This window comes from Chlorobaculum thiosulfatiphilum (assembly GCF_006265165.1).
Taxonomy (GTDB): Bacteria; Bacteroidota; Chlorobiia; order Chlorobiales; family Chlorobiaceae; genus Chlorobaculum; species Chlorobaculum thiosulfatiphilum.
Genome location: NZ_VDCH01000021.1, coordinates 24,868 through 42,753 on the forward strand (window position 1 = coordinate 24,868; position 17,886 = coordinate 42,753).

The 17,886-nt window shown below is 58.5% G+C and carries 18 protein-coding genes; 9 read left to right on the forward strand and 9 right to left on the reverse strand.

Annotation, left to right across the window (positions count from 1 at the left end; all coding sequences use genetic code 11):
- Window positions 1-83 precede the first annotated feature (83 nt).
- Window positions 84-944, forward strand: a complete 861-nt coding sequence (locus FGF66_RS09360; protein WP_139457381.1) for a 4-(cytidine 5'-diphospho)-2-C-methyl-D-erythritol kinase — start codon at window positions 84-86, stop codon at window positions 942-944.
- 78 nt (window positions 945-1,022) lie between these two features.
- Here the strand turns inward: FGF66_RS09360 and FGF66_RS09365 are convergent, their stop codons facing one another.
- Entirely contained in the window at window positions 1,023-1,883 is an 861-nt protein-coding gene (locus tag FGF66_RS09365; protein ID WP_139457382.1) for a nitrilase-related carbon-nitrogen hydrolase, read from the reverse strand.
- Window positions 1,884-1,891: 8 nt separating this feature from the next.
- Window positions 1,892-3,193, reverse strand: a complete 1,302-nt coding sequence (locus tag FGF66_RS09370; protein ID WP_139457383.1) for an NCS2 family permease — start codon at window positions 3,191-3,193, stop codon at window positions 1,892-1,894.
- A 209-nt stretch (window positions 3,194-3,402) separates the two neighbouring features.
- Between FGF66_RS09370 and FGF66_RS09375 the strand changes: the two genes are divergently transcribed.
- Entirely contained in the window at window positions 3,403-3,990 is a 588-nt protein-coding gene (locus FGF66_RS09375; RefSeq protein ID WP_139457384.1) for a peroxiredoxin, read from the forward strand.
- Window positions 3,991-4,257: 267 nt separating this feature from the next.
- Here FGF66_RS09375 and proS read toward each other — a convergent pair whose 3' ends face one another.
- Together proS and FGF66_RS09385 are read right to left on the reverse strand one after the other, a co-directional pair.
- Window positions 4,258-5,703 (reverse strand): proline--tRNA ligase, encoded by a 1,446-nt coding sequence (gene proS, locus FGF66_RS09380; RefSeq protein WP_139457385.1) that lies wholly within the window; start codon window positions 5,701-5,703, stop codon window positions 4,258-4,260.
- Window positions 5,704-5,831: 128 nt separating this feature from the next.
- Window positions 5,832-6,572 (reverse strand): DUF4412 domain-containing protein, encoded by a 741-nt coding sequence (locus tag FGF66_RS09385; RefSeq protein ID WP_139457386.1) that lies wholly within the window; start codon window positions 6,570-6,572, stop codon window positions 5,832-5,834.
- A 246-nt stretch (window positions 6,573-6,818) separates the two neighbouring features.
- Between FGF66_RS09385 and FGF66_RS12665 the strand changes: the two genes are divergently transcribed.
- The 5 genes from FGF66_RS12665 to dnaJ all read left to right on the forward strand — a co-directional run bounded on the left by FGF66_RS12665 (window position 6,819) and on the right by dnaJ (window position 11,088).
- Window positions 6,819-7,022 (forward strand): hypothetical protein, encoded by a 204-nt coding sequence (locus tag FGF66_RS12665; RefSeq protein WP_170181313.1) that lies wholly within the window; start codon window positions 6,819-6,821, stop codon window positions 7,020-7,022.
- A 99-nt stretch (window positions 7,023-7,121) separates the two neighbouring features.
- Window positions 7,122-8,006: a peptide chain release factor N(5)-glutamine methyltransferase gene (prmC, locus tag FGF66_RS09395; RefSeq protein WP_139457388.1), complete on the forward strand. Its 885-nt coding sequence runs from the start codon at window positions 7,122-7,124 to the stop codon at window positions 8,004-8,006.
- Window positions 8,007-8,172: 166 nt separating this feature from the next.
- Window positions 8,173-9,237 (forward strand): heat-inducible transcriptional repressor HrcA, encoded by a 1,065-nt coding sequence (hrcA, locus tag FGF66_RS09400; protein WP_139457399.1) that lies wholly within the window; start codon window positions 8,173-8,175, stop codon window positions 9,235-9,237.
- Window positions 9,238-9,260: 23 nt separating this feature from the next.
- The gene (locus FGF66_RS09405; protein WP_139457389.1) at window positions 9,261-9,839 is read left to right on the forward strand and encodes a nucleotide exchange factor GrpE; all 579 of its coding nucleotides are present in this window, start codon (window positions 9,261-9,263) and stop codon (window positions 9,837-9,839) included.
- A gap of 37 nt (window positions 9,840-9,876) precedes the next feature.
- Window positions 9,877-11,088 (forward strand): molecular chaperone DnaJ, encoded by a 1,212-nt coding sequence (dnaJ, locus tag FGF66_RS09410; RefSeq protein ID WP_139457390.1) that lies wholly within the window; start codon window positions 9,877-9,879, stop codon window positions 11,086-11,088.
- 89 nt (window positions 11,089-11,177) lie between these two features.
- On the opposite strand, the gene FGF66_RS09415 is transcribed toward dnaJ, so the two are convergent.
- The 4 genes from FGF66_RS09415 to mpl form a co-directional block, all read right to left on the reverse strand.
- Window positions 11,178-11,816 carry a flavodoxin domain-containing protein gene (locus FGF66_RS09415; RefSeq protein WP_246046646.1) on the reverse strand — a complete coding sequence of 213 codons (639 nt, stop codon included), beginning with the start codon at window positions 11,814-11,816 and terminating at the stop codon, window positions 11,178-11,180.
- Between the two features lie 42 nt (window positions 11,817-11,858).
- Window positions 11,859-12,332 (reverse strand): flavodoxin domain-containing protein, encoded by a 474-nt coding sequence (locus FGF66_RS09420; protein WP_139457400.1) that lies wholly within the window; start codon window positions 12,330-12,332, stop codon window positions 11,859-11,861.
- A gap of 270 nt (window positions 12,333-12,602) precedes the next feature.
- Window positions 12,603-13,607, reverse strand: coding sequence for a type I glyceraldehyde-3-phosphate dehydrogenase (gene gap, locus FGF66_RS09425; RefSeq protein WP_139457392.1), 1,005 nt, complete (start codon window positions 13,605-13,607; stop codon window positions 12,603-12,605).
- A gap of 131 nt (window positions 13,608-13,738) precedes the next feature.
- On the reverse strand, window positions 13,739-15,163 hold the full coding sequence (mpl, locus tag FGF66_RS09430) for a UDP-N-acetylmuramate:L-alanyl-gamma-D-glutamyl-meso-diaminopimelate ligase (RefSeq protein WP_139457393.1): 1,425 nt from the start codon (window positions 15,161-15,163) through the stop codon (window positions 13,739-13,741).
- Between the two features lie 179 nt (window positions 15,164-15,342).
- On the opposite strand from mpl, the gene FGF66_RS09435 reads away from it, so the two are divergent.
- Window positions 15,343-16,458: a DegT/DnrJ/EryC1/StrS family aminotransferase gene (locus tag FGF66_RS09435; RefSeq protein ID WP_139457394.1), complete on the forward strand. Its 1,116-nt coding sequence runs from the start codon at window positions 15,343-15,345 to the stop codon at window positions 16,456-16,458.
- Window positions 16,459-16,539: 81 nt separating this feature from the next.
- Here FGF66_RS09435 and FGF66_RS09440 read toward each other — a convergent pair whose 3' ends face one another.
- Window positions 16,540-17,658 carry a hypothetical protein gene (locus FGF66_RS09440; protein ID WP_139457395.1) on the reverse strand — a complete coding sequence of 373 codons (1,119 nt, stop codon included), beginning with the start codon at window positions 17,656-17,658 and terminating at the stop codon, window positions 16,540-16,542.
- Between FGF66_RS09440 and FGF66_RS09445 the strand changes: the two genes are divergently transcribed.
- On the forward strand, window positions 17,638-17,886 hold a 249-nt coding region (locus tag FGF66_RS09445; RefSeq protein ID WP_139456716.1), incomplete at its 3' end, for a transposase family protein. The genes FGF66_RS09440 and FGF66_RS09445 overlap by 21 nt on opposite strands.

Sequence of the window (17,886 nt, forward strand, 5' to 3'; positions counted from 1 at the left end):
AGGTTCAGCCTGCCGGTGGATGCCTGCGGGATGACTTTCAAATGAATATGGGAAATATATTACGATAAAATCAATCGCTTTCCATGAAGCACTTTTCGGTCAAAGCCTGCGCCAAAATCAATCTTGGCCTGCTCATCACCAGCCGTCGCGATGACGGCTATCACACTCTCGAAACGATCTTCGCGCCGATCGACTGGTTCGACACGCTTGAATTCACCGAGTCGGACGCCATTTCGATGGAGTGCACCAATCTCGATCTGCCCGTCGATGACTCGAACCTCTGCATTCGCGCCGCCAAAGCGCTGCAAGCGTACGCGGGCGTGACGAAGGGCGTGGCGATGAAGCTGGTCAAGCGGGTACCGTTTGGCGCGGGTCTCGGCGGCGGCAGCAGCGACGCGGCGGCGACGCTCAACGCGCTCTGCCGACTCTGGCAGATCGACGTTCCCTCCGCCGAGCTGCACAAGCTCGCCGTCAAGCTCGGCGCGGACGTGCCCTATTTCCTCGAAATGAAAGGACTTGCCTATGCTGCGGGCATTGGCGAGGAGCTGGAGGATTTGTCCCTCGTGCTGCCGTGGCACGTGGTGACGGTTTTCCCGGAGGTGCAGGTTCCCACCGCCTGGGCCTACAAGAATTTCCATCGCCAGTTCGAGCGCCCCGTGCCCGAACTGAAAACTCTCGTCCGCCGACTCTGCGACGAGCGAGACCTGTCTGTCCTCGGCGCGTTCGAGAACGACTTCGCCTCGGTGGTGTTCGAGCACTATCCGGTGGTGCGCGAGGTGCGCGACGCGCTTGAGGCATCCGGCTCGCTCTTCGTCTCCCTCTCCGGCAGCGGTTCGGCGGTTTACGCGCTTTTCGAGGAGCGCACCGCCGCCGTCAAAGCCGCCGAAGCGATGAGCGCCCGCTTCCGCGTCAACATGACCCCGGCGGGTTTCCGGATGGCGTGAGGGGGGATTCTCATCAGGGTGGGCACAAGACCCGCCCCTACAAAAAAATCAGATTGACAGGCAGATTGACCACAGCTTTCACCCCCGGCGATTCGCGCCGAGCAGGCTTTCGAGTTGGGAGGCGAAGAGTTTGGTGTCTTCGTCGAGGAAGTGCGACGATTGGAGGCGCACCCGCTTGACCACCGAGTAGTCGATCACCGCATCGAAGCTGTGCTCGCTGAACATCGGCGCACAGGCCGCCAGCGAGCCGTCGGGCGCGGTGACGGCCGAGTTGCCCCAGTAGGTGAAGCTGTCCTCGTTGCCCACCCGGTTGATGCAGGCCACATAGCAACTGAAGAGGAATGCCGTGGTCGCGGCGATGGTCTGCCACTGCGTCACGATGGAGGGAACGCCCGCGCCCGGCGAGAGGCGCAGCGGGCTGGACATCAGCACGAGCAAGAGTTTGGCCCCCTGATGGGCCAAGAGGTAGGGTACCGACATGTGCCAGAAATCCTCGCAGATGGCGACGCCCACCTTGCCGATGCGCCGCGAGGTTACGGTTTCGATCTGCCGCCCCGCCGAAAAGTAGCGCAGCTCCTCGAACATGCCGTAGGTCGGCAGATAAATCTTGCGGTGTACGCTCTTTCCCGCGCCATCCTCGAACATGAAGGCCGAGTTATAGACGCCGTAGTCGTCGCTCAACTCGATTCCCCCGCAGAAGATACAGATGTCGCGGCTCAACTCGCGGAGCGGATCGAGCCGCCGGTCGTCGATGTGCATCGCCATGTCCTGCGCGGCGTCCTGCACGTTGTAGCCGGTCAGAGACAGCTCCGGGAAGGCGATGGCGTCCGCGCCGTCACGGATCGCCGCTTCGATGGCGCTGATGTGCCGTTCGAGATTCTCGTCGAAATTGGCGAGCGTACAGTCCGACTGGACGATTCTGAGTTTTGCTTTGAGCATCGGTTCTCTCAATGGTAAGGATAGAAAATATAGAAGGTTGCGGAGAGGAGCGCCAGCGCCGCCATGCCTGCGTTGATCTCGCGGAAGCGTCCGGCCAGCAGCTTGATGACGACCCAACTGATGAAGCCCATCGTGATGCCGACGCCGATGTTGAAGGTGAAGAGCATCATGACGATGGTCAGGAAGGCGGGCAACAGCTCGGTGTAGTCGCTGAAATCGAAGTGGCCCGCGGACTCGATCATGAACATGCCCACCAGCACGAGCACCGGCCCGTACGCCTGCGGCGGCACGATGGTCAGGATCGGCGCGAAGAAGAGCGCGAGCAGGAACAGCCCCGCCACCACGAGCGCCGTGAAGCCGGTCTTGCCCCCCTGCTCGATGCCGGAGGCCGACTCGATGAACACCCCGGCGGTGGTGGTGCCGAAGAGCGCGGCGACGGTGGTCGAGAGCGCATCGACCAGCATCGGCTTGTCGATTTCCGGCAGGTTGCCGTTCTCGTCGAGCAGTCCGGCGCGGGCGGAGAGGCCGATGAGTGTGCCCATCGTATCGGCGAAATCGAGCACGAGTACGCTCAAAATAACGCCGACGAAGCCCCAGGTGAGCGCGCCCGCGACGTCGAGCTTCAGGAAGAGCGGTTCGAGCGAGGGCGGCAGACTGAAAATCCGGGCGGGCGGCGGGATCAGCCCAAGCGCGAACATGGTGCCGGTCGTGAGCGCGATGCCGATAAAGAGCGCCCCTTTGACTTTGCGCACCAGCAGCCCGCCGGTGAGCGCGAGGCCGCCGAGACCGCAGAGCGCCGGTGTCGTCGTCAGGTCGCCGAGCTTCACCGGAGCGCCGGGTACGCCGAGGGCGACGACGCCCATGTCGCTGAGGCCGAGGAAGGCCAGGAACAGCCCGATGCCCACCGCGAAGCTGTGCTTGAGGGTCATCGGAATCGCCTCGGCCAGCCACTTGCGTGTGCCGGTGAGCGTGATGAGCGTGAAGAGCACGCCGCTGATGAGAATCGCGCCAAGCGCCGTTTGCCACGAGTAGCCGAGCGTCTTGACCACCGTGTAGGCGATGAAGGCGTTCTCGCCCATATACGGCGCGACCGCGAAGGGGCGTTTGGCATAAACGCCCATCAGCACCGTGCCGAACACCGCCGTCAGAATCGTCGCGGTCATCGACGCGTCGCGAGGCATTCCGGCGGCTTCGAGGATGGCCGGATTGACCACGATGATATACGAAAGCGTGAAAAAGGTGGTCAGCCCCGCCAGAAACTCCTGCCGGTAACTCGCGCCGAGCCTGTCGAATTCAAAGAAGTTCCGCATGGGCGTGATAACTGATAAGTTCCGATTATGCTTAAAAGTACGAATAATGCGACAGAATCCGTATGCGTGAGCTATTCACACTGGCATGATGGGGGAGCGATAGAAAATAGTTCAGTTTCCTGTTTGACTCTTTCATCCGGTTTTTTATATTGGACTAAATTAATCTTATTTAAAAATCACCATCAAACTCACTATCAGGAGATATTATCATGGGTGTACTTGTAGGCCGTCCAGCCCCCGATTTCAATGAAGCCGCCGTCGTCAACGGTTCGACCTTCGTCGATTCCTGCCAGCTTTCGTCATATCGCGGTAAGTATGTCGTGCTGTTTTTCTACCCGCTCGATTTCACCTTCGTCTGCCCGACGGAGTTGCATGCTTTCCAGGAGAAGATCGACGAGTTCAAAAAGCGCAACGTCGAGGTGCTCGGCTGCTCGGTTGACTCCAAATTTTCGCACTTCGCCTGGCTCAACACCCCGCGCAGCAAGGGCGGCATCCAGGGCGTGACCTATCCGCTCATCTCCGACATCAACAAGACCATCGCCAGGGATTACGACGTGCTGACTCCCGACGGCAGCGTGGCGCTCAGGGGGCTGTTCCTGATCGACCGCGAAGGCGTGGTGAAGCACCAGGTGGTCAATGACCTCGGCCTCGGCAGGAATATCGACGAGGTGCTTCGCATTGTCGATGCGCTCCAGTTCACTGAAGAGTTCGGCGAAGTCTGCCCGGCGAACTGGAACAAAGGCGACAAAACCATGAAGCCGACCGACGAGGGATTGAAAGAGTACTTCGCGGAATAAGTTATAAGGGCGAACTTCAGTGTTTGCTCTTTAATAAGGGCATCCCGACTGGTCGGGATGTCCTCGAATTAAAGGCTTCCTCGCAAGGCAGTATCGCGGGGGAGTCTTTTTTGTTGTAGTGGGGGAGTGCGGATGTTGTGGACTTTGTGGACGGCGTGGACGGGGAATAAAAAACCGGGGCGGTTTGTGTACCGCCCCGCTCCGATAGATCACTGCTTTTTCTTCTTTTTTAATTCATAACTCAGCATTCAAAATTCATCATTCGCGTCAGTACGCCTTCGCGAACACCACTTTTTGCGTGGCGGGGTTGCCGCTGCGGATGCAGGTTCCCGGTTCGTCCATGCTGTATTGCTGGCGGTACTCTGCGTCCATAGGCATCACCCGGATCGTGGCTTTGGTCTCCTCCTTGATCTGCGCCTCGGTTTCCGCCGTGCCGTCCCAGTGGGCGATGACAAAGCCCTTTTCCACCTTTGCCTTGAACTCCTCCCAGCTCGAAACTTCAACCGTGTTCTCCTGCCTGAACAGCAGGGCGCGGTCGTAGAGGTTCTGCTGGATGTTGTTCAGAATCTCCTCGATGTTGGCCGGGAGCGTGTCGTCGAGCAGCAGCTCGGTCTTTTCGAGCGTGTCGCGGCGGGCGGCGACGCACTTGCCCTGCTCGATGTCCCGCGGGCCGAGTTCGATCCTCACCGGGATGCCCTGCAATTCGTACTCGGCGAACTTCCAGCCGGGTGAGTTGTTCTCGCTGTCATCGACGAAGGTCGGGATGCCGTGGTGGTTCAGCGCTCTGGCGATGAACCTCGCGTGGGCGCGAACCTCGTCCTTGTTGCCCTTGAGGATCGGGATGATCACCACCTGCCGCGTGGCGAGTTTCGGCGGCAGCACTAGACCCTTGTCGTCGGAGTGCGCCATGATGAGCGCGCCGATGAGGCGCGTCGAAACGCCCCAGCTTGTCGCCCACACATATTCGAGCACGCCTTCCTTGCTCTGGAACTGGCAGTCGAACGCCTTGGCGAAGTTCTGGCCGAGGTTGTGCGAGGTGCCCGCCTGCAACGCCTTGCCGTCCTGCATCATCGCCTCGATGCAGTAGGTGGCGTCCGCGCCGGCGAACTTCTCGCTGTCGCTCTTTTTGCCCACGATCACCGGCATCGCCATGTACTCCTCAGCGAAGGTGCGATAGACGTTGATCATGCGGATTACCTCCTCCTGCGCCTCCTCCGGCGTGGCGTGGGCGGTGTGCCCCTCCTGCCAGAGGAACTCGGTCGTCCGCAGGAACAGGCGGGTGCGCATCTCCCAGCGCACGACGTTGGCCCACTGGTTGATGAGGATCGGCAGGTCGCGGTAGGACTGGATCCATTTTTTGTAGGACGACCAGATGATCGTCTCCGAGGTCGGGCGAACGTAGAGCTTTTCCGACAGCTCCTCGCCGCCGCCATGGGTCACCACGGCGCACTCCGGCGCGAACCCTTCGATGTGCTCCGCCTCTTTGGCGATGAAGCTTTCAGGGATGAAGAGCGGAAAGTAGGCGTTGACGTGCCCGGTCGCCTTGAACATGCCGTCGAGCGCCGCCTGCATCTTCTCCCAGATGGCGTAGCCGTTGGGACGGATGACCATGCAGCCGCGCACGTCCGAATAGTCAGCCAGTTTGGCCGACCGGACAAGGTCGATATACCATTGTGAATAGTCCTGCTGCCTCGAAGTGATTTTGTCAGCCACGGTAATGCTTGCGATTTGATTATGGGGAAATGCGGAGGCTGGATTCCTCCGCGCCAATGCGTTTTGTAAAAGTAATGAAATGAAAGCAGATAACATCGTTTCGGCCAAACCGGCGCGATGAGGCGGCGTCACTCTTCGAACTTCTTCATCTTGTTCATGAGCTGGCGCAAGTGCTCCTTCTGCTTGCTGTCGATGGTGGTCTGGCCCGCTTCGACGCGCTGGTAGCCCGCCGGAACGCGGAAGCTCGACTCGGCAACCGGCTTCGGCGTAACTTTTTTCAGTTCCATGACATAGAGGCCATTGCCGTTCTTCTGGACGATTTTGACCGGGAATCCATCCACGCCATTCTGCCTGAGCACGCGCGAGAGCGAGGTGTTCGACAGGCGCGGATTCTGCGATTGCAGCAGCCGGAAGGTCGAGAAGTCGGCCAGCCCTTTGGTCATCCAGAGGTCGAGCGTGTCGGTGGTGCTCTGGAGCCGGACGTGCTCGCACCGGTAGCCTTTGACGGCCTCGGGGCCGATGCGCGTGAAGCGGTAGTTGCTGTCGAAATCGAGCAAGGTGGCACTCTCGGCGGCGCTTCGCAGGTTCACGACGCTCCAGCTTTTCGACTTGTGATTGACGATGGTCGCCTCGTCGGGCCTCGCGCTGCGGGTGATGACGGTCGTTCTGAGCGGTTCGGGAATCCGGTCGAGCGTCATCGCCATATCCATTTTCTGATCACGCTTGCCGAACAGGTAGGAAATATCCGCCTTGCCGTTGGGCATGACAAGCTTCATCTCCATCGCGCCCGTGAATGCCGCGCGGGCGCTCGACGGAACGGCGAGAATCAGGAGGAGGAGGGTGGCGAGAATGTTGGGTAGTCGTTTCATCGGTTGGAATCAGTTGCTGGTATTTGGCAAAATATCGCAAAAAAACGGAAGATGTTCGTTTTTCCGATTATGACGCCGTTGCGTGGAGGTTCTTGCCGGGAGCGTTGTCTTGCGGAAGAAAGGACAGCAAGGACGACAGCCAACGGAAAAGCGGGATTCTGCGATACCATGCCGCGCTGGTTCGTATGGAAAAGCGTATCTTCAATGGACATCGTGCTATAAAACCGAATCTGTCAGAGGAGCGCCATGAGCACTAAATCCATCAGTCATACAAGCCAGGACAGGCCAGCGGCTCAGCGTCATGAGAGTCCGGAGGCTCCGGTCGAGATAAAAATTCCGCAACGGATGGTGATCCTGCCGGCTATCCCGTCGAAGATTCTCAGAAATATCGTTGTGCTTGTTCTGACGGTAATAGCGCTTGTCGCCGGATGGGTTTTTTATTCTTTCTGACAGCGTTGATTCTCAGGCTGATTGTATCTTTCTGAATATTGTCGTACCCCCGCAAAATTCGTAAATACCCCCCCAACCCCCGTAACCAAACCAGATCCCATGCCCGAAGAGAAAGTGTGGAGCGTTGTCGAGTTGCTGAAGACGACGACGGCGTTTTTTATCGACAAAAAGATCGACGAGCCTCGATTGTCGGCGGAGCTTTTGCTTGGGCGGGTGCTGGGGTTGCAACGGCTTCAGCTCTATCTTGATCATGAGCGGCCCGTGACGCCGTCGGAGCTGGTGGCGTTTCGGGCGGCTTGCCGGGAGCGGATGCAGGGCAGGCCGGTGCAGTATATCGCGGGAGAAGCGTTTTTTTACGGCTACCGCTTTTTCGTCGATGAGCGGGTGCTGATTCCGCGCCCGGAGACTGAGCTTGTGCTCGAACATGCGATGGAGCGGCTCGCGGCGAGCGGCCTTGCGTCGGCGCAATCGCCGTCGATTCTCGACATCGGCACCGGCAGCGGCAGCATCGCCATCACGCTCGCGCTGCGGCTGCCCGGCGCTCGCCTCACCGCCGCCGACGTCTCCGCCGCTGCGCTCAACGTGGCCCGCTGCAATGCCGATGCGCATGGCGTGAGCGAGCGCATCACCTTCGTCGAGGCCGACGCGCTCGATTCGTCGTTTGCCGAAAAGGTCGGCGGGTCGTTCGACCTGGTCATTTCCAATCCGCCCTACATTCCCGAAGCGGAGTGGGCTACGTTGCAGGAGGAGGTCAAGCGCTACGAGCCGAAGCTCGCGCTGGTCGCGCCCGTCGGATTCGAGTATTACGAGCGCATCGTCGCTGCCGCTCCGGCGCTGCTTGGCAAGGGCGGCGTGCTCTGCTTCGAGCTTCACGCCGACGGCGCGGCGGGGGTCAGGGCGTTGCTCGGTTCCGGCTTTGGCGGCATCGAGGTGATGCAGGATTACAACAAGCTCGACCGAGCGCTTTCGTGCATTTCGGCGTGAACCCTCGCGGTTTATTCAAAGTTAAATTTCTGTATATTGCTTGCCGTCGTGGCTACGGTTCTCGAGGCAACTATCGGGGTACTCTCGTTGTTCATGAATGTCGGCCCCGAATGGTCTTGCCGCGCCGATCCGCGCGAAATCAGTTTCAAGTACAGGCAGTTACCAGATGATCTATCGTGATTTGAGCCTGCGTGAACGTCAGGTTCTCGGTATTATCATACAGTCCTATGTCGTCTCGGCGATGCCGGTCGGCTCGCGCACCATTGCGCGGAACTACAATCTCGGCCTGTCGGACGCGACCATTCGTAACGTCATGGCCGATCTGGAGGCGGACGGCTTCATAAGCCAGCCGCACACCTCCGCCGGACGGGTGCCGACCGACAAGGGGTATCGCTACTACGTCGATCTCATCATGAACGTCAGCCGTATCGACGACGAGGAGAAGCGGATGATCGACGACCGGTTCAGTGCTCGCGGCTCGGAGCTGAAGGGCACCTCCGCCGAGGTGCTGGGCGCGGCGGCGCGGGTGCTCGGCAGCATCTCCCGGCAGCTCGCCGTGGTGCTGCCGCCGAGGCTCTCCAACGCGGTCTTCGAGCGGCTCGACATCGTGCAGCTCGCCTCGTCGCGGATCATGGTGGTCATCGCCATCCAGTCGCTCTTCGTCAAGACCATCGTCATGGAGCTGAGCGCTGAAATTTCGCGCCAGAAGATCGACGCCGTGGTCAACGTGCTCAACGAACGTCTGTCGGGACTGACGCTCGAAGAGATTCGCAGCACCATCGGCAAGCGCCTGTCGGACTTCAAGGGCGGCGAAGGGCTGATGAACAGCATCGTCAGTTCAGCCGACACGCTCTTCGACGAATCGTCGATTCTCGAACGGCTTTACGTTTCGGGTACCGGGAACATCGTCGATCAGCCGGAGTTCAAGCAGCCGGAGCGGGTGCGCGACATTATCACCATGATCGAGGACAAGTTCGGCATGGCAAGGCTCGTCGATAACGCCGCGCCATCGGCGCTGCGGCAGGGGCGCGAGGTGGCCATCAGCATCGGCACCGAAAACCGCACGGGCAACGCCGCCGACCTGACCATCGTCTCCTCGCCCTACTACGCGGGCAAGATGATCGGCAGGGTCGGCGTCATGGGGCCGAAGCGGATGGATTACGAACATGCCGTGCGCGTGGTGAACTACATGGCGGGCTGCCTGTCGGAGGCGCTCTCCGGAAATAATTAATTATCAATACTTTAGCTGCAATCATGACCAGAAAGCACCACAAGGAACAGGAAGAGATACCGGAGACGATCAACACCGAGGCGGCTGAAACGGCTGCCGACGAGACGGCAGCGATTCCGGCGGCGACCGAGGCCGACATGGAGGCTGAAATCGCGGCTCGCGATGCAGAGATTCAGAAGCTTCGCGAAGAGGTGATGCGCCGCGCCGCCGAGTTCGAGAACTTCCGGAAGCAGAAGGAGCGCGAAGCTGCGCTGTCGGGCACACGGATGCTGGAGAACACGGTGCGCGACCTGTTGCCGCTGATCGACGACCTGAAGCGCCTCATGAGTCACATCCCCGCCGAAATGCAGGAGATGGCCGAGGCCAAACCCTTCATCGAGGGCGTGGAGCTGATCCGCAAGAACTTCATGTCGCTGCTCGAAAATAAGGGTGTCCAGGAGATCGAGGCCAAAGGCAAAGTGCTCGATGTCAATTTCCATGAAGCGATCACGCAGATCGACGCGCCGGGCGCGGAGCCGGACACCATCGTCGAGGAGTACCAGACCGGCTACACGCTTGGCGACAGGGTGATTCGTCACGCCAAGGTGATCGTCGCCCGATAACTATCAGGTTCAGATATAAATAGCGAGAGCATACACGATGAAAAGAGATTACTATGAAGTTCTTGGCGTCAGCCGTTCGGCGGACAAGGACGAAATAAAGAAGGCCTACCGCAAGCTGGCCCTGAAATATCACCCGGACAAGAATCCCGACAACAAGGATGCCGAGGAGAAGTTCAAGGAGGCCAACGAGGCGTACGAAGTGCTGAGCAACGACGACAAGCGCCGCCGCTACGACCAGTTCGGTCACGCGGGAGTCGGCTCGTCGGCGGCATCGGGCGGCGGCCCCGGCGGCGCGGGATATGGCGATATCAACGATATTTTCAGCGCCTTCAACGACATGTTCGGCGGCGGTGGCGGCCGCGCGAGAAGCGGCGGATCGCCGTTCGGTGGATTCGAGGATGTCTTCGGCGGCGGCTTTTCCGGCGGTGGCGGCGGACGCAGACGCTCGGCGGGCATTCACGGTACCGACCTGAAGATACGGCTCAAGCTCACGCTCGAAGAGATTGCCAAGGGGGTCGAGAAGACGCTCAAGATCAAGAAGCAGGTTACCTGTCAGGAGTGCAACGGCAGCGGCTCGAAGAGCGGCAAGACCGAGACCTGTCCGACCTGCCACGGCAGCGGCGAGGTTCGCCAGGCCACCAAGACCATGTTCGGCCAGTTCGTCAACGTCGCCGTCTGCCCGACCTGCGGCGGCGAGGGGCACGTCGTCAAGGATCGCTGCACCTCTTGCTACGGCGAAGGGATCAAGCAGGGAGAGACGACCGTCAAAATCACCGTGCCGGCGGGCGTGCAGGATGGAAACTACCTGACGCTTCAGGGGCAGGGCAACGCGGGGCCGAGGGGTGGAGCGTCCGGCGACCTGATCGTGGTGATCGAGGAGAAGCCGCACGAGCAGTTCAAGCGCAACGGCGACGACATCATTTACGATCTCCCGGTCGGATTCCCCGACCTTGTCATGGGCACCAAAATCGACGTGCCGACGCTCGAAGGCCACGTCAAGCTGACCGTTCCGGCGGGCACCCAGCCGAACACCATGCTGCGTATCGTCGGCAAGGGCATCGGCCACCTGCGGGGCGGCGGCAGCGGCGACCTGTACGTCAGGGTCAACGTCTTCGTGCCGAAGGATGTCAGCGGCAAGGATCGCGACCTGTTGAAGGAGTTGAAAAAATCCTCGGACATCTGCCCGAATCATGGCGATGAAAACCATGAAAAGAGCATTTTCGAGAAGGCGAAGGATATTTTCAGTTGAGGCGTTTCCGTCGCCACGGAGAGCATAGAAACGAAAAAGCCGTCACATTGCGTTGACGGCTTTTTCCGTTTTTATCAACGATTTCAGTCTCACATGCCCATCGAGCTGGAGCGGGCCACATCGAGCACTTCGGGCGTGATACAGGTGATGCCGTTCTTTTCGGCATAGACAGAGAGCGCGGCCTTGATTTTGTCGGCGAAGAACGGAGGCATCTGGCCGATGATTTCGAGCGCTTCGCTGCTCCACTGAAGCTTTTCGGTGCGGAAGCCGGTGCGAGGCCTGCTCGACCGGCGGAATCCCTCGTCGATCTCATCGACGAAGTCGGCGATAATCTCCTCGTCGTCGATCTGATGCGGGGCGATCACCTTTTCGGCGAGAATCCGGTTGCGAATCAGATGAATCTTGAGCTGCGGCAGGTAGAGCGTCTGGGCCATCGGCTCCGGGCTTCCGCAGGTCACGAAAAGGGCGATGTTCTTGTTGCGCAGGTAGCGCTTGAGGTTGCTCTGCACCAGCGCCCCGAGCAACTGGGAAGATACAACCAGGTAATAGACCGGAGCGCCGAGAATCACCACATCGAATTCGCTGACGAAGCTGTAGTCGGCGGTTGCCTTGCAGCGGGCTTTTTCGACGTAGGCTCCGGTTTCGGCGAGCTGCTGGCCAATCGAGTCGATCAGTCTGTCGGTCGATCCGCCGGTGGAGCGGCTGTCATAGAGGATGATGGCTCTCATCTGGCGTTCGTTGTCGGTCGTCATAGAATAGGTTTTGTTGAATCAGTTGGCCTTGCCGTAGGCATCGAGTATGTTCTGAGTGAACTCCGCAATTGCTTTCGGATCGCTGGTCTCTGCGGGCGAGAACGCTTTTTCGGCAAGGATCACCGGGTTGTCGAGATTCATCTTGAGTTGCGGCAGATAGAGGAAATGCGCCATCGGTTCGGGGCTGCCGCAGATGACGAACAGCGCCACTTTTTTGCCTTTGAGCGTGGCTCTCAGGTTGGTCTGCGCGAGCGCGCCACTGAGCTTCGAGGCGACGAGCAGGTAATAGATCGGCGCGCCGAGAAGCACGAGGTCGAACTCCTCGACGAAGCGGTAATCCGCATTGAGCTTGCAGCGGGCTTTTTCAACATACGCTCCGGCCTCGGCAAGATTTTTACCGATAGCATCGATCAACCTGTCGGCTGAACCGCCGACGGACATGCTGTCATAGAGGATAATGGCCTTTTTCGGCTTGTCGAAAGTGCTGGTCATCGGCGTGAACTTTAAGGTTTTGCCTGCCTCTGAAATGTAGCTCAATAATAAGACATTACTCTTTCACGGCAAAATTTGGAGTGAGGCGGGGGGGGGAGAGCAAGCCGGTCCGTCGTTCCTCGTATAGTCCTATGAGACCTATACGACCTATAAGTCCTACAGGTCTCATAAGTCCCATAAGAAAAATGCCCCGCACACTCACCCCCCCCCAACGCAAAAGGGCCGCCTTTTCGGGCAGCCCTTTTTGCAAAATTTCCGCGGAACCGGAACTTACACGAAATTCGAGTAGATGCCGAGCAGGTCAACCACGCGGCTGGCGTAGCCGAGTTCGTTGTCGTACCAGCCGACGATCTTGACCATGGTGCCGGAGCTCATGGTGAGCGGCGAGTCGAAGATGCAGGAGTGGGCGTTGCCGACGATGTCCGACGAAACGATAGGATCGACGTTGTATTCGAGGATGCCCTTCATGTCGCCCTCGGCGGCAGCCTTCATGGCGGCGTTGATCGCCTCTTTTGTGGCGGTTTTCTCAACAATGACCGACAGGTCGGTGACCGAGCCGTCCGGCACTGGAACCCGCATGGCGAAGCCGTCGAGCTTTCCGGCCAGTTCGGGCAGCACTTCGCCGATGGCTTTCGCCGCGCCGGTCGAGGTCGGGATGATCGAGCAGGCTGCGGCGCGAGCACGGCGCAGATCCTTGTGCGGAAGGTCGAGGATGTTCTGGTCGTTGGTGTAGGCGTGCACGGTGGTCATGAAGCCCTTGACAATGCCAAAGTTCTCGTGGAGCACCTTGGCCATCGGAGCGAGGCAGTTGGTGGTGCAGCTCGCGTTGGAGACGATCTCCTCAGCGCCGGTGATGCTCTTGTCGTTGACGCCCATGACGATGGTGGCGTCGATCTTGTCCTTCGCCGGGGCGGAGATGATCACTTTCTTTGCGCCAGCGGCGATGTGCTTCGAGGCGGCTTCGCGGCTGGTGAAGATGCCGGTCGATTCGACGACGATGTTCGCGCCGAGCGCGGCCCACGGGAGCTGGGCGGGATCTTTCACCGCGCAGATGGCGATAGTTCTGCCGTTGACGACCAGGTTGTCGCCCTCGATGCTTACTTCACCTTTGAACTTCTTGTGGGAGGTGTCGTATTTGAGGAGGTGGGCAAGGGTTTTTACATCGGTCAGGTCGTTGATGCCGACGATCTCCATTTCGGGATTCTCAACGGCTTGTCTGAACACCAGACGGCCAATGCGGCCAAAACCATTGATGCCAATTTTTACTTTCGCCATAACGGGTCTTTCAGTATGGGTTTAACGGATGATGATTACTCTGTTTCGGATCGTGACAGCGTGATAAACCGGTCATTCGCTGTCCATGAAAGGCTACAAGATAGAAAAATAGACTATCGCCGGAGAACTCTTCATGATTTTTTTTCAAATCTTTCGGCCAGTCGCTCTTTCAGGCCGCTGAAACTGCCGTTGCTCAGGAGCACGATGACGTCGCCGGGCTGCCGTTCAGCCTCGATGAAGCGGACAATGTCTTCCGGATACTCTTCGCCGCCCGCTGCAAAAACGCGCTTGCCCGTTGCCTCCAGCTCCCGGCACAAGAGCGCCGCGTCGAGCCGCTCCTCCGAGGCGTAGCGCTCTGGGCGGTTCACCTTGCCGAGCACCACCACCGCTGCGCCGCTGAAGCACTCCGAAAGCTCGCGCTGGAAGATGTTGCGGCTCGTGGTGTTCGAGCGCGGCTCGAAGCAGGCCACGATGCGCCTGCCGGCATAGCGCTCCGCAATCGCGCCGAGCGTGAGGCGGATGGCCGTCGGGTGATGCGCGAAATCCTCGATGAGCGTGAGGCCGCCCGCGAACTCGCCCACCAGCTCCATGCGGCGCTTCGGGCGCTTGAACGAAGCGAGGCCGCGCGTGACCGACTCGAAGCTCACGCCCGCGCGAATTGCCGCCGCCGTCGCCGCCAGCGCGTTCATCACGTTGTAATCGCCAAACAGCGGCACCCGCACTCGTCCGATCGCGTCGCCGTCGTGCACGATCGTGAATGACGTATAATCCGCGTCCGACGTAATATCCGCCGCCGTCCACTCCGCGTTGCCGTTCAGGCCGAAGGTTTCGACGCGGCAGAAGGCTTTCGCGGCGACCTCCATCGAATTCGGGTCGTCGCCGTTGACGATCAGCAAGCCGCTCGACGGCACGAGGTTCACCAGCAGGCGGAAGCTCTTTTTGATCTCGTCGAGCGAGTCGAAGATGTCGGCGTGGTCGAACTCGACGTTGTTGATGATGGCGATGTCGGGGCGGTAGAGCAGGAACTTGCTGCGCTTGTCGAAAAAGGCCGAGTCGTACTCGTCCCCCTCGGTCACGAAAAAGCCCGGCTCGGAGAGGCCCGACGGGCGGCAGCCGTCGCCGAAGTTCTCCGGGATGCCGCCGATGAGGAAGCCCGGCAACAGGCCGCCCGCTTCGAGCAGCCACGCGGCCAGCGAGGTGGTCGTCGTCTTGCCGTGTGTGCCCGCCACCACGATCGAGGTGTGGCGGCCAATCAGCTCGCGGCGCACCAGCTCCGGCATTGAGACCAGCTCCATGCGCTGGTCGAGCGCGTACTCCAGGTCGGGATTGCCCCTGCTGATCGCGTTGCCCACAACCACCAGGTCGGGCGATGCGCTTTTGAGGTTCTCCGCCGAGAAGTTGTTGAAATAGCGGATGTTATGGTTTTCCAGGTAGGTGCTCATCGGAGGATAGAGCTGCGTGTCCGAGCCGGTGACGGCGTGGCCCATGTGCGAGAGCGCCACGGCCACCGAAGCCATTGCCGAACCGCCGATGCCGATGAAGTAGATGGAACTCATGGTTGGTAAAAAGTGTGGGATTGGTTGGAAATCCTCTTTCTCGATTTCGATGAATAATAGTAAGCAAAATCGGCACTTGGGCAAAACACGTCGCGATCTGTCCGAAGCTTCGGGAATGAGGCGATGAATCCGTATTATAACGGATCGAATTCCATTTCAAATTCTTAGACCCCAACTCCATGCAGTTCATAGACCTTGTCACGCAGAAAAACCGTATCCGCGAGAACCTCATGAAGCGCATCGAGCGGATCATCGACAGCGCCCAGTTCGTCATGGGGCCGGAAGTGCTCGAAGTCGAGAAGCAGCTCGCCGAATACGTCGGCACGAAGCATTGCGTTTCGTGCGCCTCCGGCACCGACGCGCTGCTCATTCCGCTCATGGCGAAAGGCATCGGCCCCGGCGACGCCGTGCTCACCACGCCCTTCACCTTCGTGGCCACCGCTGAGGTAATCAGCCTCGCGGGCGCGACGCCGGTGTTCGTCGATGTGCTGCCCGGCACCTTCAACATCGACCCCGACAAGGTCGGCGCGGCGGTCGAAGAGGCCCGTCAGAAAGGGTTGAACCCGAAGGCGCTGATTCCGGTCGATCTCTTCGGCCTGCCCGCCAACTATGACCGCCTCGAAACGGTGGCCGACGAGCATGGACTCTGGATTCTCGAAGACGCCGCGCAGGGCTTCGGAGGCACGGTTGGCGGCAGGAAGGCGGGCAGCTTCGGCTTCGTCGGCGCGACCTCCTTCTTCCCGGCCAAGCCGCTCGGCTGCTACGGCGACGGCGGCGCGATCTTCACCAATGATGACGAGCTGCTGGAACTCTTGATCTCCGTCCGCGTGCACGGCGGCGGCGACGACCGCTACAACAACGTGCGCATCGGCCTCAACGGCCGCTTCGACACCATCCAGGCGGCGGTGATTCTCGAAAAACTCACCATCTTCGACGACGAACTCGCTTTGCGCCAGAAAGCCGCCGACGCCTACAGCGCCCGCCTCAAAGGCCGCGTCGAGGTTCCCGAAGTGCCGGAAGGCTACACCTCCTGCTGGGCGCAATACTCCGTGCTCGCCAACTCGACCGACGACCGCGCCAGGCTCATGGCCGCGCTGAAAGATGCGGGCATCCCCTCAGCCATCTACTACCCGATCCCGCTGCACTTGCAAAAAGCCTACGAAAACCTCGGCTACAAACCGGGCGACTTCCCGATCACGGAAGACTTCAGCGCAAGGGTCTTCGCCCTGCCGATGCATCCGTACCTGAAGGCAGAGGAGATCGAGCAGATTTGCGAGGTGATTCTGGGGGCGTGAGAGTAGTCCTGAGCTGAGGGCTCAAAGTTTTTGTTTGATGTGCAAAAAAGCGATGAAGTCGGGATCAATTGGTTTCCAGCTTCATCGCTTTTTCTTTGACTCTTTTTGCGTCTTAAGTTCCTCGATAGCCTTGCGTAAATCGGCTTCCCACGGGAACGGCTCGTCTTTTAATGGATCGTATGGCGGGAGATTGGGAATAGGAACATTCAACTCTTTGAGCAGCTCGGTTGCTTTGTCAAGCTCATATCGATGTACATAAGGCTCGCCATCTGCCCAAGCCCACTTATAAGCCGCAAAAGCGTGCTTTTTTGCTTGCTCAAGATCGTCGATTTCTCGCCAGAGCATGGCAAGATAATGGTGTGCTGGTTCACGTAGATTGGATAATCGTTCAGCTTCGTGTCTCGCTTCATCTGGGGAATAGAATTGTCCGAGATGAACCTTAGCAAGTGCAAGGCCGGTTTCCGATTCTTCATCTATCAAGCCTCGTTCTCTGGCCATTTTTAGAGACTCATGGAAACTGTCTGTGGCAAGCATCCATTCCTGCTGTGCCAGTCGCCAAGTACCTCTTAATCTACAAATATTGCGGAGTGTTGAGCGATTACTATCATCTATAGCGAGCTGCTCGGCAGTTTTAAGGTACTCTTCCTGCAATAGCCCTTGGAAGAACTGGTTAAGAGCAAACATAGATTCGGCATAACCTTCACGATAAATTTTTTTGACCCAATTGCGCCCTATATTATCAAGTTCTTTCCATGTGTATTTTGCCTCATCCCAACAACCAGAAAGAGACTGATAAGAAAATAAAGACAATCGGTTGATAAATAATAATTCCTTATCATCGAGAATTAAACATAAATCATAGTTAAGAATATCTATTCGATGCTTTGCTGCAAGTAAATTTTGATATAATAAACATAAAGAAATATTATTGATTGCAATAGCTACGTTTGATTTATTAGCACCATTTCCTAGGGCTGATTTTAATGCTGCGCCATAGGTGATAATAGCTTCTTTATATTGCTTCATAGCAAGCAATGCATTTGCTGCACTGTTTGCTATATGGCCACCTTTGAATTTATCTATATTTTCGGCTCTTCGCAGAATATCGTGGAAAGAAGGGTGTGTATGAAGTAACATAGAGTAATTTTGAGCTTTACCCAACCACACCTTGATACTCCCATGCAGAGCCTGACGAGCCATTACCACCAACTTTTAGGTCTTTCCTCAAACTGGAAGGTCGAGAACGTTCATCTGTCGATGAGCGGCAAGCGGGTCGAGATCAGACTGGTCTGTACCGGCAAGCAGGTCGCGTGTCCGGTATGCGGTGCATCATGCAGCATTTATGACCATACCACTGAGCAACGATGGCGTCATCTGGATACCATGCAGTTCGAGACCATTCTGGTGGCCTGTTTGCCACGTTGTCAA

Excerpts from the sequence above, each read along its gene's own strand:
- mpl (WP_139457393.1), bottom strand. The coding sequence starts at position 15,163 with ATGAGTTCCATCTACTTCATCGGCATCGGCGGTTCGGCAATGGCTTCG.
- FGF66_RS09420 (WP_139457400.1), bottom strand. The coding sequence starts at position 12,332 with ATGACCAGCACTTTCGACAAGCCGAAAAAGGCCATTATCCTCTATGAC.
- FGF66_RS09440 (WP_139457395.1), bottom strand. The coding sequence starts at position 17,658 with ATGGCTCGTCAGGCTCTGCATGGGAGTATCAAGGTGTGGTTGGGTAAA.
- prmC (WP_139457388.1), top strand. The coding sequence starts at position 7,122 with ATGCCCGAAGAGAAAGTGTGGAGCGTTGTCGAGTTGCTGAAGACGACG.
- FGF66_RS09435 (WP_139457394.1), top strand. The coding sequence starts at position 15,343 with ATGCAGTTCATAGACCTTGTCACGCAGAAAAACCGTATCCGCGAGAAC.
- dnaJ (WP_139457390.1), top strand. The coding sequence starts at position 9,877 with ATGAAAAGAGATTACTATGAAGTTCTTGGCGTCAGCCGTTCGGCGGAC.
- gap (WP_139457392.1), bottom strand. The coding sequence starts at position 13,607 with ATGGCGAAAGTAAAAATTGGCATCAATGGTTTTGGCCGCATTGGCCGT.
- FGF66_RS09375 (WP_139457384.1), top strand. The coding sequence starts at position 3,403 with ATGGGTGTACTTGTAGGCCGTCCAGCCCCCGATTTCAATGAAGCCGCC.
- hrcA (WP_139457399.1), top strand. The coding sequence starts at position 8,173 with ATGATCTATCGTGATTTGAGCCTGCGTGAACGTCAGGTTCTCGGTATT.
- FGF66_RS09370 (WP_139457383.1), bottom strand. The coding sequence starts at position 3,193 with ATGCGGAACTTCTTTGAATTCGACAGGCTCGGCGCGAGTTACCGGCAG.
- FGF66_RS09405 (WP_139457389.1), top strand. The coding sequence starts at position 9,261 with ATGACCAGAAAGCACCACAAGGAACAGGAAGAGATACCGGAGACGATC.
- FGF66_RS12665 (WP_170181313.1), top strand. The coding sequence starts at position 6,819 with ATGAGCACTAAATCCATCAGTCATACAAGCCAGGACAGGCCAGCGGCT.
- FGF66_RS09415 (WP_246046646.1), bottom strand. The coding sequence starts at position 11,816 with ATGAGAGCCATCATCCTCTATGACAGCCGCTCCACCGGCGGATCGACC.
- FGF66_RS09360 (WP_139457381.1), top strand. The coding sequence starts at position 84 with ATGAAGCACTTTTCGGTCAAAGCCTGCGCCAAAATCAATCTTGGCCTG.
- FGF66_RS09365 (WP_139457382.1), bottom strand. The coding sequence starts at position 1,883 with ATGCTCAAAGCAAAACTCAGAATCGTCCAGTCGGACTGTACGCTCGCC.
- FGF66_RS09385 (WP_139457386.1), bottom strand. The coding sequence starts at position 6,572 with ATGAAACGACTACCCAACATTCTCGCCACCCTCCTCCTCCTGATTCTC.